Origin of the sequence: Burkholderia mycopellens (assembly GCF_964265025.1) — a bacterium.
Classification (GTDB): domain Bacteria; phylum Pseudomonadota; class Gammaproteobacteria; order Burkholderiales; family Burkholderiaceae; genus Burkholderia.
The window spans coordinates 3,277,984-3,290,953 of record NZ_OZ183803.1 but is presented as its reverse complement, the minus strand read 5'-3'; the positions used below and the strand labels follow the sequence as shown (position 1 = coordinate 3,290,953).

The following is a 12,970-nucleotide window of genomic DNA, read 5'->3' as shown; positions in this document are numbered from 1 at the left end:
GTGGTCTGCAGCGAGGCGCCCCCTTCGGCACGGGACGCCCTACGTTACTGTCTGGAGTGGCGTGTCAGTGTTCGAGCACGTAGATTGTATTTTGGAGGCAGCCTAGCAAGTCGTCGTAAGTGATGATGTCCATCATGTTCGCGTACTTGTTTAGTACGCCTTATCCATAAATTGACTGGACGAATAAACTTACTCTTGGATCAGAAATCGATCGCGATTCTTAGCCTCTTTGATCCAGGCCGGTGCGCGGCCGCGACCTGACCACGTGGCACCACTCTTGGGGTCGCGATATTTTGCTTCAACCGCGGCCGTTGCTGAGCGACCTCGCTGTTTGCCAAAGATGTCCTTTTCGGTTATTCCATACTCGGTGATTTTGGTACGGATATCAGCGACGACCGCGTCGAATTCGGCGACGCGTGCGGCTTCGGTCTGCTCCGCAAGCGCTTGCATCTTGGCTTTCAGTTCTTTGTATGTCGCCATACATTGCTCCCGTGGTTATGTTGGCCACATGATAGCGGTTTTGGAGCCGCTCGGGAGAGGATCCGGCAGAAGTGAAAGGCCTGTGTCGAAGTGCAAAGCAAGCTTGAGCGTAGATCAGGTGGGGTATAGTGTGCACCAAACCGTCAGGCTGCAATAGCGGACGTGGCTTGCTTTACCGTTGCCGCACCCATCAATCGCTTTCAATCGACCCCTAATATCGGGATGAAGATATGATGGTGCGGTTGGTGACCCTCGGGGCACGGTAGTGGCCTGGAATTCCGGAATCGGATTCTCGGATATGGAACTACGTGCCAAGATCCACCGCCCGAGCGTACATCCACGGCGTGATTTCATTTAACGAATGTACAGAAAGGCAGCATGTCAGGTGAGCTTACCGATCCGCTGCCTCGAACGAGTAGTGGAAGCGCTATTTTTGTCAATGTGATCGATTTAGCTTCCCCTTCGGACACTGGGAAAAAGGCCCCACCGGGTTCACTGTGCATAAAGAAGTCACCGAATTTTGCTCCGCATTTAACACAATGATTCATGTAATAACTTGATTCGGCCATTTTGCTCTGATCGATGTAGTAATTCGAACAATGCCCCCTTATAAGTCGCCGGACGGTGCCGTTGACTATGGTCATGTTACCGATGAACGTTCCAACAAATGAACCATAACTTGAGATGGTCCAGTCGATAGTTTTGATTCGATCATCGTCGTCATAGTCAAGCAGACGTTCCAGATAGTCGCCGGTACTCGCGAGGCAGTACACGGGTGAGATTTCTCCGCACCGCCAGCAAGACTGAATATTCTGGGCGATATAAAAGTAAGGTGCCACGTAGTGTGGCATCCAGCCCGATAACACTTCAATGTCACTATTGTCGGTTGCAAACCACCCGGTCGGGTCATCAAGCCATACAGCGCGGCCGACGAGGGCTTCAGCCTGTTCTTGCTTTGATAGCAACAGTGGCGTTCGCTCAAATGTGACGATATCGTCACAATCATCACGTAGATCGCCCAGTAGACGTATTTTCAACATCTCGTCCAGCAACTTAGATCGACGATCAATTGTGGATGAAGTCATATAGTTGTCTTCATTCGAAGGTGGAGCGACGGTAATTGCTTCGTGCGCTTTGCTAAAGTGAAATATGTATCGATATATACTGAGAAACGCTATCACACATGGGCGAAGTCGTCAAAGCCATCATTTTAAGGTACATATTAGACAATAATGGCGTGCTGCCGCCTTGTTGCGGGCCGGGTGCTCTGACTGCTTTTGTTATGTACAAGCGTTGCATACAGCGGGTTTTTGCTCATTTTTGATGCGGGTTCAGCATCGACGAACAATGCATTAGACTACGTGCTGACAACAGAGCAAGGCAAATCGCGTTTCTAGGTCGTAAAAATTAGAATCCGGGGATAATAATGATGGATGAGTTCGACACGCAAAGCGTTCGCGGATCTGTGTGGCACCGATGGGATCCGCATCTTCATGCGCCAGGCACTGCATTGAACGATCAGTTCAGCGGTGCTGATCCGTGGGAAAGCTTTCTCCACGCTATCGAGGAGGCTTCCCCGCAGCTGGATGCATTGGGAATCACGGATTACTTCGGTATTGATGGCTATGTGCAAGTGCTCGAGTTCACGAAGCAAGGGCGCCTTCCGAAGGTTGGCCTCATTTTTCCCAACGTCGAACTGCGCCTGAGTATCGAGACATCGAAGGCATCCGCGATCAACTTGCATTTGCTCTTCAACCCCGGTGATCTGGATCATGTCGATCGTACCAGTACACGGCAATCGATGACTGCTCGCGGTTCCGGGTGCTGGCAATCTACCCACGCAGAAACGCCCGAAATACGCTGCTCTTTCTTGATCGCGTCATTGAGGAGATGCCGTTCCCGATTCAGCGTGTCCAGACCGACCGGGGCGGCGAGTTCTTCGCTGAGTCGGTACAACGGCGCTTGATGAGAGAGTGCATCAAATTCCGACCGATCCCGCCACACCTTAATGGCAAGGTCGAGCGTTCACAGCTGACCGACCGCAACGAATTCTGGTCGCATCATCCGCCGACCGAGGATGCGATTGACCAACGCATTGAAGAGTGGCAGTTCGACTACAACTGGCGGCGCCCGCACGGCTCACTTGGTGGCAAGACGCCCATCGACCGTATCGCGGAGTTAGGCAAAGTCACACCTCTCGCGGAGGAGGTGGAAAGTGCCTACGACGAAACGAAAGAGCGAATTCGACACCGCGAATGGCGCGTCGACAAGACCCTCGCCAAGCATCACCGGCGAGTTCCACCACGAAACGAAAACGACGCTCTAAGAAGTGAAACGATGTCCGTGAATCGCACAGCGGACGCGACAAACGCGTTGACCATGATCTGAAGTCCGCCTAACCTATGAAACCACGCCGCCCGAACCTTCAACTACGGATGGAACACCGCCGATTCGGCTATTGCGCCGCCTCTTGACGATGAGAAATGAATCCATGGGAATTTCGAGCAACCAGCTGATTCGTCCGGCCACATCACCAATCCGTCAGGGCATGACGGTCCTCACATTGGGCGCTGCACATTTTGCAAACGATGCGGTGCAGTCAACAGTCGTCGCGCTCTATCCCGTGGTGCGTGCGGAATTCGGTCTCTCGTTCACGAAAATCGGTTTACTTGCCTTTATCTATCAGGTTCTGTCATCGCTATGCCAGCCATTGATCGGCTGGCTTGCCGATCGTTACCGCCACGCCGGTCTGCTCATCATCGGCATGCTGATCACCTTGCTGGGTGTGATCGCGCTGGGTTTTGCACCAAGTTTCGAGCTCGTCATCGCGGCGGTGGCGCTAGCCGGTATCGGTTCTGCCGCATTTCATCCGGAGTCGTCGCGGCTTGTGCGCTTGAATTACGGTATTCGCAAAGGGCTGTTTCAGGCAATTTACCAGGTGGGCGGCAATCTGGGCACCGCCGCCGCACCGTTGTTCGTGGCAGGTGTGGTGTTGGTGTACGGTCGCCCCAGTGTCGCGTGGCTTGCCGCACCGGTTCTCCTCGTGATGCTTGCTCTGGTAGGCGTATTGGATCTTCACCGATATGGTGCAGGCGCGCCGGCGCGAGCGGTTTTCGCACGAACTCAGGTCGGCGTACAGCGAGCCTCGCCTGCGAACGAGCTGCCCTCGAAGCGACGTCGTGCTCTTTTCGTGCTGGTGACGATCGTTTGCGTGAAGTACATCTACATGGCCAGCCTGAATGCCTACTACGTATTTTATTTGATGCAGCGATTTAGTCTTCCGCTTGCGGCCGCACAGGTTCATCTGACCGGATTCCTGCTTGCGCTGGGCGTCGGTACGCTCGTGGGCGGCGTGATCGGTGATCGCTTCGGGCGACGCAACATGATCGTCATGTCGATGCTTGCCACCTGTCCTTTGTCGATTGCCCTCCCTTATGCGGGCATTGAAGGTACCACCGTGCTGACGATCCTTATTGGACTGACCATCGCATCGACATTCTCGTCGATCGTCGTCTATGCGCAGGACCTGTATCCCGCGCGAGCCGGTTTGATTTCCGGGATTTTCTTCGGCCTGGCGGCGGGAGTGGCCGGGACTGCGGCTGCCGCCATTGGCATCGGTTCTGACTCGTTCGGCGTCGCAGCCGTGTTTCATGTTTGTTCGTTCCTGCCTTGCCTGGGCCTTGTCGCGTGGTTGCTGCCGAAAGACCCCATCGAAAAGGCAGTGACGTCCGGAGCGTGAGATGGCCGGTAGGCTTCGATGATCGACTTGGTGGAATTGACCGTGGACGAACGGAGACAGATGCGCCTCGCCGCGATCAAGGCCCGCCGCGTTGGATTTCGCGGTGATCGCCGCGAACGGCGGAGGGGAAATACGTCTTGCCGGACAGTAATTCAACGACCTGCTAGATACCGACCTGAAACGAAACCAGTACGCCTTGCCGGTATTGTTGATGTTCGCCCAGCCTCGCCAGGCCAATCAGCATGGATGTCGTTTCGGTTGATTGAAGGCCGCTGTCGAGCGGAAGCGTAATGTGATATCTCCGTGACGGCCCATTCGTGACTAATTTCACGCCGACTTTTCCGGACCATCCCGCACTGGTCTTGATCTGGAGGCCGTCGTCATCTGCCCGCTTGGCGATTTCCACGGCCTCGCTGTCCCACTCCGCCAACAGCCTCGTTTCGCCGTCGTGCCGGGCGATGCGAGCATCGATGGTCAACAGGCAGTCGGCGTTCGGCAGACGTTTGATGTCCACGGCCTCCAGCCGGACTTTGCCTTCCTCGCCAGACTCGCCGAACGTCAGGACCCTCGAATTCGGGCCGGTGCCGCGCACATCGTACGGATTGCTTCCGATCACGAGTTTCCGATCGGCCATGCCATGCAGCATGGCGGCCACCTCGCCGGTCGTCGGTTGCGACGCATAAGCGGTGGCGCCCTGGTCGAGCCCAGCTAGGATCGGCCCGAACATGGACCGACATATGGCCTCCGGTATCTCATTGCCTGCTTCCCTCGGCGACGACGGCGTGTTTGACGATCTCGACAAGCGCTGTCGAGTCTCGGCGATCCATCGCAGGGAAGCGGCAAGGTCAGGAAACAAGGCAAGGGAACGCGCCATGTCGGCCTCGCCGGCCATCCTCGCGAAGTCGTGCCACTCTTCGAGATCACCCATTCGAATGAGTGGTTTAAATCGGCAAGACAGTGACGTGCGCACAAAGAAATCGCGATACGCATGTGCCGCCGAAATCGTTGCGGCCGCGGCAGGTCCGGCAAATCTCACGTGATCGGGCATCTCGGGGAACGCGATGCTTCCCGTATTCAGCATATCGAAATGAATCTTGGAGACTTGATGCCCGAATTGCGCCATTGCCATGACGCCAGCTCGGGGAGGCGTCGAGCCCATGAAGCGCAAGGTAGGCGCAACCACCGGGTAATATCGGTGGAAGTCCACCTTCACATCATCGATTTCAATGTTTGCAAACTCATGGTCGGATGTCGTTCGATAAGTACGCGTTCCCAATGCGGTGAGCGACGCCAGACAAGCATTCTCGTCGGAGACGAGAAGGTCGAGGTCATCGCCAGAACGAAAATCGATCCGGCGCCCGGACAGGAGGTGGCGAGTGGCGCCTTTCAGATACAACACCCTCACGTCCCGATCGGCCACGCATCGCGCGACTTCTCGCAGCACTCGACGCTTTGGCTCGAAATCACGCCACATCGTCTCCAGCTCATCGCGCAGGCCTTGCTCGACCTGCCGGAGATGCGCGGGCCCTTGTGTCGAACCGGATTGCTGCATCCGTGTCATGCGATCATGCGCGGCCCCCATGATCTTGTGCAATCGACAGCCTTGCAGAATTTCTTCGGGGCTGAATGCTTCAAGGACGGAAGCCTCGGCGTGCCCCCCCGCCCAAAGCGCGATCGGAAACAGCCTGCGCAACGCAAGGACGCGACTTGATCCGCTCATGATGAAGTGTGCTCCGAGTAAAAGCCAATTGAGTCACCACGAATCCAATCTGGGCCGACCGTGCCGGGCAACAGATCTACGTGGCCTTCACGCTCGTCACACAGCAAGGTGGTACCCACTGTCAGGAAATTCCAGGGATTGTGATTGTCGAGTGCAATCGCGCGAGTGAGTTCGGACCGTGTCAGCGAACGGCTACCGCCGGCCTCGCGCATGCTGGCTGCTATTTCGGACGACATCGCGCCGTTGGCGACCAGTCGCTGCAGCGAGCGTCCGACATTCAGTTCACTGAGACGGACGGAGGCAGGCACCGGCGAGCGATCCGCGGCCGCATCAGCATTGGCCACGACTAATGCCAACGTGTTGCATTCGTCGTAGGACAAGCTCGACATACGAATCCGGTCGACTGTCGCGAAGTTCCAATTGTAGTGCCACGGCTCGGCACTGACATGTCGATTGACGTGGACGATCGATGCACTCACGACGCGAAATCCGTCACGAGTCGTGAAGTCGACAGCGCGCTCTACACGCCGTCCGACGATGGCGTCAGGCTTGAAGATCAGCAGGCCGAGGCGGCGTGCCACGCCAGCGGTGCCGGTCAACCAATGCTCGGCCGCTTCGGCCCAGCATTCGTGAAAATAGATGTCGGTCGCGAACAACGCCGGTTGGGCCGATGCGGCCGTCAGTTTTGTCCAATCTGCCGACGATGGCACAGGATCGACATCTTCGGCAACATCGCGATTCAATAGCAACTTATCGTTCATGGGTTTCGGCAATTTTTCGCGGGCAACTTTACTCTGTGACGACGATGTTCACGTTAGCGTCGGCTCTCGCATTGCGGGGTGGTAATTCCCCCGCAATCCGTAAGCACCCGGTCGCCCCACCTTGACCACCGCTCGCGTGCAAGGGCTACCATGGAGGCACCGGGCAGCTTGCGCGCAGCCGCCAACTGGGTCGTGAATCGTGCCGTGCTGCCGGCACTTCAGCAGCTCGTGCTCGAAGCGATGAATCGAGCCAGTTCAACGAGCTCCGGGCGCTCGGTGCGCCGCGCGCTTCAGCGATCATCGGACGTGGACCAAGCTGCAGCATCTACGCCGGCAATCTGCTTGCTGAAGCCGAACTCATCGTAGACGATGTAGCTGGATACGAGCAGGCCTAAATCCCAGCGGTCTAAGCGATGCATGATCGGCTGAAGAAGCCGTGCGAACGGCGCCCAATCGATCTTGCGGCCTTGGCGCATGAGTTCTAGATGTGCGGTGATCGCGGCCTTTGCGTGCTCTTCCAACTCAATGCTATTAGCCGCCGCTTGCTCGACCCGAGTGAGTGCGCCGGCTGCGTCGAAGATTTTCGGTGCCGCTTGGGATGTGGCAGCAATGTCCTTTAAGCGCTGGGCTGCGTCGAATGATAGTGGCTCTTGTTCCTTGAGGATTTGAAAGATACGCAGGCGATCCGCTTGTTCGAAGAGGATGCCCAGTTCGCGTACGAAATCCGCAGGCTCGTCGGCGACATGGATGTGGCTGAAGATTCGATTGGGCTGCCCGATCAACTGGCGTAGGCAGCCGGGCCATTGCAGCTCGAGCTGGGAGGGCCCTTTCAATGAGCTGATACGGACGGTAGCTGGTAGTGGTTGCCGAATCTCCTGAACGACGAGGAGCATAAGGCACTGGCCTTGCAGCACCAACTCGTTGGCTGCCAATCGGTCTAGCGTAGCCGAGGTAAGCTGGTACCGCCACATTTCACGCCATTGGAAGCGCCCTAAAACTGGATGCTCGACGGCGATCACCGTGAAGGCGTGCTTCTCGAGGAAATCAAGAATGGGCACGACCTTTCCAGCTAACACGCCGTCTGGTTTGACGACGATAAACGCGCAGTTGCGCAACGTTTGCGCGACCCCACTGTCTAGGACGCGCTGTGCGTCGGCTAGGCTCTCCCGGAAGTAGACCTCGCGCTCATAGAGCGTCGCCTTGTGGGGAATCCGTGTCAGCCAATCCCATTTCATCGGCTAGCACTCCACGATAGGGAAGCGGGGATGATCCAGCGGCTTGTCGATTTCCAGCCCCAATCCTTCCGTGCGGTGGTTTGGTGCGCCCGTGAACCTTGCGGACGGTGGCATCCACTGGTTGGCGTAAACCCAGCGTGGCTGCGTCGTTGTGTTGGGTGGAGCGTAGTGGACCACGGCGAGATTGTGCACAGTCGCATCGCCAGGTTGGAGATGGATTTCGGGCGAAACTTCGAAATCTTTCAGCACCCACGGATATTCGTCGACCAAGCTGATTTGGTCGCGCCGGTTCAGGAAGCGACCGAACAGACCAGCCTTGTGCGATCCATTAAGGAAGCGCATTGTGCCCATCTGTGGGGGGCAATCGACCAAGGGCGTCCAGATTGTGAGCGCGCCTTGGCGATCCAGTGGGTGATGTGGTAGGTCCTGGTGCCACGGTGTCGCTGTACCCCGCTGAGTGATCGGGACTTTTACGAAGACATGGTCGAAGTAGAAACGGACAGGGCCTCCCATAAGTCGGGATGCCACCTTCGCCAATGTTCGCGAATGGCTTAGCTCGTAAATCCATTCATCAGAATGCGAACAGCCGTCCCAACGCGAATACCAGTTGTATTCGTCGTCGATCCGCTGGTGCGGATCCAAGCGACTTACGGTCTTGGGTTCTATGCCCATACGCGATTGAGCACGGCTCAGCAGTCCCTCTACAGCCCAGGCAGGCCACAGCTTTTCCAGCTTGACCCATCCGTTCTTCTGATAATGCTCGACCTCTTCGTCGGTGACCTCTCGGATACTCGGCATTGCTTCCATGGATGGACCTTAATGAAGTGTTGCTGCTAAACGAGATTGACGTTTGCTAACTTCGGCGAACCGCTTACGCTGGAGCCCTGCATGAAGTGCGTCGTTATACTGACAAAAGTAGGGGGCGGACCCTGCAGCTGTTGTCGATCAATCATCCGTACCTGGACATGCGCTCGCGGGCGGCCGCTCTGCTGATGCTGATCGGTGGCGAGCTGTGTCCGATGGCTGTCGGCGAGAAACTCGGTATGAGCGGTCAATCGGTCTACAACTGGGTCCACACCTGACGCGAACAGAGTGTGATCGGATCGCTTGTCAAGATCGGTCATAAAGGCGGCCGCCCACGCGGCGCGTCGAGCGACGAGATAGTCGCCGCGATCGTGCGCGTCGCCTCGATCAAGCCGCTGACTCGCGGGCAAATCGTCCAGCGCCTCGCGGCTGAATTCGGCCCACTGTCGTTCGGGCATCTCGATACGCTGAGCGAGGCGCTCGAGCGAGAAAGCTTTACGTTCAAGCGCAGCCGCCTGTCGCTCAGAAAAAGCGCGACCCGCAGGCGTTCGCCATGAAGCAGACCACGCTCGACAAGCTGCAGCAGGTCGCGCGAAAGGCCGCCATTCGCTTGCGCTACCTCGACGAGCCGGACTTTTGCAGATCGCCGCCGGTTTAGCGTAGCTGGTCACCACGAGGCCTGCCTCACGAGATCGGACCGAATCCGCACTTTCGGTGTAGCGTTCCTGGCACCCCGGACTACAGCGTGAACACGCTGATCCACGTCACACATGCCCGCAGCAACAAAGGCCCAAACGTTGTCCGCATTATCGACGATCTGCTCGCGCCGGACCATGGCTACTCGAGCGTGACCGTGCTCGATAACGCGAGCATCCATCACGGCATCGACGAAGCGACGTGGGATCGATGGCTGGTCGATCACAAAGCTGTCCTTTTCTATCTGTCTGCCTACAGTCCCGAACTCAACAAGATCGAGATCGTGTGGCGGCAACTCAAATTTCGATGGCGACGCTTCGTCATCTGGACCAAGGAGACCATCGACGCTGAACTACCCGAACTACTGACTGGTTAGGGTACCAAATTTCAAATCAGTTTCTCGTGAGCACTTACATTAGAAGTTCTAAATTACGGTAAATCAATATAAAAAATTAGTCAATCAATTTAATGTTGCCAGAATTGATTAATTGATTCAGTAGAAAATGTGACTGTGCGGGGTCAGGAGGAACGGCCAAGGCAAAATGAGTTTCGCGCACCACCTGAGCAGGCGTGCGCGTGCCATCGCATCGTACTGCGTAGTTCAAAAGCAAAGCTAGTACTCTCTTGTCGGAGGCGATCATGCGCAGCACTTCCTGGCGGCTATTGACTTCCATGTGGGCAATCATTCCGCGTACATTCACTGGCCCCAGAAAGCCGGCGAGGAGCGTGCCGGTAGCGCGTGATGCATCAGCTGCTCGAAAACAATGGGCCGCGGGCTCTCCTACCTCTTGCTGGCTTTGCATCCATTCACAGCGATCTCGCATATAGCTTCGATATGCCTTTGACCATGCCGGAGCCGACTGCTGGTGTTGGGCATAGACTGCCTTGGACCACTCCTCAGTTCGGGCACACCAGGAACGGATGACGTTGTCCGTTTGTTCGGCGCCTAGTTGAGCGTAGCCTGCTGCCCAGGCCGCAAGCACCGTCGCTGCCGCGATGGATCGTCGTATTTCTGTTTCGCAGACCTTGTCAACGGTGTCGGCTGCCGAATGGTTGAAGCGGTCGCGCCAATGGGCAAATTGCACCAGCGGGCATCCGAAGTTGGGGCCCGCGAAGAGTGCGTGATCCGAGTAGCCGTAGAACGGGGCTCGTCGCCAGTACCCCGGTTGGTTCGCAGTTTGCGCGAACACTTCATCCACGACCTGCTCGGCGACAGCCGCCATCAAGCTCCCCTGAAAATCGGGACCATGCTCTACGATGAATGGACTGCCGCAAAGCGATACGCTCTCTCCCACCATATCCAAATTGATGATCGCGTGCGGGTGTTGTGACGTGCCCTGAGAGGCTAGTCGTTGATGCAGGTAGGCCGCAGTGCCGGTGAACTCCGGACCCCAGAAGAATCGCACTGTCTTTCCCTGTGATCCGCTTAATAAAACAGCCCTCAATTGCTGCAGCGTGTCTCCTACGCCCAAGAGTGCGGCAACACCCGATGCGTTATCGTTCGCCCCAGGTCGTGGATGGCAAAGGTGCGCCGTGAGCCAGACTTCTCCGGGCTGTGTGCCAGGAAGGCAGGCGGTAACTATGGGCATTGTTGCGCAGCGATCTACATCGATGGTCGAATGGAATCGTAGACCATTGGGGTCCTGTTTCATCCAGCTGCGAACAACTCCCAGTTGGTCCGGCGTAACGCTAAAGCCGAACATGAGCGTCGTTGCTGGTAGCTCCACTCGCCCCGGAAACTGCCCAAGTTCGGTGGAGCACGCGGTGCCGTCGGTCATAAAGCCCGACGCGCCACCATCAATGAGTCGCTCCAAGGTGTCGGACAGGTAGTATTCGCTACGGTCCAGGAGCACAAGCGCGCCCTGCAGCTGGCCAGACTCCAATGCACGCACCGGCCCGTGTAAGCCGCCGGCCGGTGTTGATGTGGAATGGGTTGCGATGCTGAAAGGCTGGAGCGAATGGTCGATGACCATTGATCGCCCAAGGTCCGTTTCGATGGCCAGTTGGGCTCGCAATGGGGTCCAAGGTGTCGGCGGTTCGAAAGTCCACCAGGACTTATCTGTCGTGAACTCCTGGATCGTCACGTCTTCCAAACCTAGTTCGCGCGCTGCTCCTGCCACGACGGCGGCCGCGGCGTGGATGCCTAGTGATGCTTGGTAGCGGTCGTATAGGGCGACGGCCCCGAGGTGCTTCATCACATCAGCAACGGGCGCGGACCGTAGCGCCTCGGCAACCAGCGCACCAATCATGGCGTTGCGACAAATGCGGTGGGGCCGGGGAAAATCGCTTGGCTACCCAGTTCTCGCTCGATGCGGATGAGGCGGTTGTACTTCGCGGTGCGATCCGAACGAGAGAGAGAGCCAGTCTTGATTTGGCCGCAGTTGGTCGCTACGGCCAGGTCGGCGATGCTGACATCTTCGGTTTCGCCAGAACGGTGCGACATCACGGCTGTGTAGCCCGCACGATGCGCCAGGTCAACCGCCTCGAGCATCTCGGTGATGGTCCCGATCTGATTGACCTTGACCAGAATGGAGTTGGCTAACTTGCGCTGGATCCCGTCGGCCAGGCGCGCCGTGTTGGTGCAGAAAATGTCGTCGCCCACCAGTTGGCAGGTTTTGCCAAGCCCGGCTGTGAGGATCGACCAGCCGTCGAAGTCTTCCTCGGCCATTCCATCCTCGATGGAAATGATGGGATAGTCGGAAACCAGCTTGGCAAGGTAGTCTGCTTGCTCGTAGGCGTGCCGCTTTATCCCTTCGCCTCGGTAGTCGTACACCCCGTCCTTGAAGAACTCACTTGCCGCGGGGTCCAGCGCCACGGCGATCTGTTCGCCGGGCCTGTAACCGGCTTTCTCGATGGCGCTCACTATGTGGTCGAGGGCTTGCGTTGCATCGCGGAAGTTCGGCGCGAACCCGCCCTCGTCACCGACGTTGGTGTTGTGGCCACCTTCGGACAAGGATTTACGCAGCGTGTGGAAAACCTCTGAACCCATTCGCACTGCGTCGGTAAAGGTGGGTGCCCCGATCGGCACAATCATGAACTCTTGAAAATCAAGAGGATTGTCTGCGTGTGCGCCGCCATTGATGATGTTCATCATTGGAACCGGCAGTGTACGTGCGCGCGTGCCTCCCACATACCGATAGAGCGGGATGCGAGCCGATGCGGCAGAAGCGTGCGCGACGGCCAATGAAACTGCCAGGATGGCGTTCGCGCCCAGGCGACCTTTGTTCGGCGTGCCATCCAGCGCAACCATGGTGGAATCGATCTCGGCCTGCCGTGAGGCATCTTTGCCGATCAGCGCCGCGCGTAGCTCACCTTCCACGGCGTGCGTCGCCTTGAGTACCCCTTTGCCAAGGTAGCGGGTGCGGTCGCCGTCGCGCAACTCGACGGCCTCGTGGATGCCCGTCGATGCACCCGAGGGCACAATGGCCCGCCCGATGCTGCCATCGGAAAGCGTGACCTCGGCTTCGACAGTGGGGTTCCCCCGGCTGTCGAGCACTTCATAGCCGGCAATGTGAGTGATGGTTGTATTCATCTG

Annotated in this window: 11 protein-coding genes and 3 pseudogenes; 6 read left to right on the top strand and 8 right to left on the bottom strand. The window is 57.4% G+C overall.

What is annotated here, in order from left to right; all coding sequences use genetic code 11:
• Positions 1-189: 189 nt before the first annotated feature.
• Positions 190-480: an H-NS family nucleoid-associated regulatory protein gene (locus ACPTTC_RS33060; protein WP_423395548.1), complete on the bottom strand. Its 291-nt coding sequence runs from the start codon at positions 478-480 to the stop codon at positions 190-192.
• Positions 481-830: 350 nt separating this feature from the next.
• Positions 831-1,565: a hypothetical protein gene (locus tag ACPTTC_RS33055; protein WP_423395547.1), complete on the bottom strand. Its 735-nt coding sequence runs from the start codon at positions 1,563-1,565 to the stop codon at positions 831-833.
• Between the two features lie 341 nt (positions 1,566-1,906).
• Here ACPTTC_RS33055 and ACPTTC_RS33050 point away from each other — a divergent pair.
• From ACPTTC_RS33050 to ACPTTC_RS33040, 3 genes and pseudogenes are all read left to right on the top strand, one after another.
• Positions 1,907-2,263 (top strand): annotated as a pseudogene (locus ACPTTC_RS33050) (TrlF family ATPase); the annotation flags it as partial.
• A pseudogene (locus ACPTTC_RS33045) lies at positions 2,263-2,868 on the top strand (integrase core domain-containing protein); the annotation flags it as partial. The pseudogenes ACPTTC_RS33050 and ACPTTC_RS33045, both read left to right, overlap by 1 nt.
• A 103-nt stretch (positions 2,869-2,971) precedes the next feature.
• Positions 2,972-4,219, top strand: coding sequence for an MFS transporter (locus tag ACPTTC_RS33040; RefSeq protein ID WP_423395546.1), 1,248 nt, complete (start codon positions 2,972-2,974; stop codon positions 4,217-4,219).
• Positions 4,220-4,382: 163 nt separating this feature from the next.
• Here the strand turns inward: ACPTTC_RS33040 and ACPTTC_RS33035 are convergent, their stop codons facing one another.
• The 4 genes from ACPTTC_RS33035 to ACPTTC_RS33020 form a co-directional block, all read right to left on the bottom strand.
• Positions 4,383-5,939 (bottom strand): hypothetical protein, encoded by a 1,557-nt coding sequence (locus ACPTTC_RS33035; protein ID WP_423395545.1) that lies wholly within the window; start codon positions 5,937-5,939, stop codon positions 4,383-4,385.
• Complete coding sequence (locus ACPTTC_RS33030) at positions 5,936-6,700, bottom strand: hypothetical protein (RefSeq protein WP_423395544.1); 765 nt, start codon at positions 6,698-6,700, stop codon at positions 5,936-5,938. The genes ACPTTC_RS33035 and ACPTTC_RS33030 overlap by 4 nt, the downstream gene beginning before the upstream one ends.
• Positions 6,701-6,990: 290 nt before the next feature.
• The gene (locus ACPTTC_RS33025) at positions 6,991-7,935 is read right to left on the bottom strand and encodes a nucleoside-diphosphate kinase (RefSeq protein ID WP_423395543.1); all 945 of its coding nucleotides are present in this window, start codon (positions 7,933-7,935) and stop codon (positions 6,991-6,993) included.
• 3 nt (positions 7,936-7,938) lie between these two features.
• Entirely contained in the window at positions 7,939-8,742 is an 804-nt protein-coding gene (locus ACPTTC_RS33020) for a phytanoyl-CoA dioxygenase family protein (RefSeq protein WP_423395542.1), read from the bottom strand.
• A 131-nt stretch (positions 8,743-8,873) separates the two neighbouring features.
• Between ACPTTC_RS33020 and ACPTTC_RS33015 the strand changes: the two genes are divergently transcribed.
• From ACPTTC_RS33015 to ACPTTC_RS33005, 3 genes and pseudogenes are all read left to right on the top strand, one after another.
• Positions 8,874-9,017, top strand: a complete 144-nt coding sequence (locus ACPTTC_RS33015) for a helix-turn-helix domain-containing protein (RefSeq protein ID WP_423395541.1) — start codon at positions 8,874-8,876, stop codon at positions 9,015-9,017.
• Between the two features lie 12 nt (positions 9,018-9,029).
• Positions 9,030-9,296 carry a hypothetical protein gene (locus tag ACPTTC_RS33010; RefSeq protein ID WP_423395540.1) on the top strand — a complete coding sequence of 89 codons (267 nt, stop codon included), beginning with the start codon at positions 9,030-9,032 and terminating at the stop codon, positions 9,294-9,296.
• A gap of 116 nt (positions 9,297-9,412) precedes the next feature.
• Positions 9,413-9,811, top strand: a pseudogene (locus tag ACPTTC_RS33005) (transposase); the annotation flags it as partial.
• Positions 9,812-9,887: 76 nt separating this feature from the next.
• On the opposite strand, the gene ACPTTC_RS33000 reads toward ACPTTC_RS33005, so the two are convergent.
• Together ACPTTC_RS33000 and eno are read right to left on the bottom strand one after the other, a co-directional pair.
• A complete protein-coding gene (locus tag ACPTTC_RS33000; RefSeq protein ID WP_423395539.1) occupies positions 9,888-11,684 on the bottom strand; it encodes a DUF4910 domain-containing protein in 1,797 nt (598 codons plus the stop codon).
• Complete coding sequence (eno, locus tag ACPTTC_RS32995; RefSeq protein ID WP_423395538.1) at positions 11,681-12,967, bottom strand: phosphopyruvate hydratase; 1,287 nt, start codon at positions 12,965-12,967, stop codon at positions 11,681-11,683. Before eno ends, ACPTTC_RS33000 begins: the two co-directional genes overlap by 4 nt.
• Between the last annotated feature and the right edge of the window lie 3 nt (positions 12,968-12,970).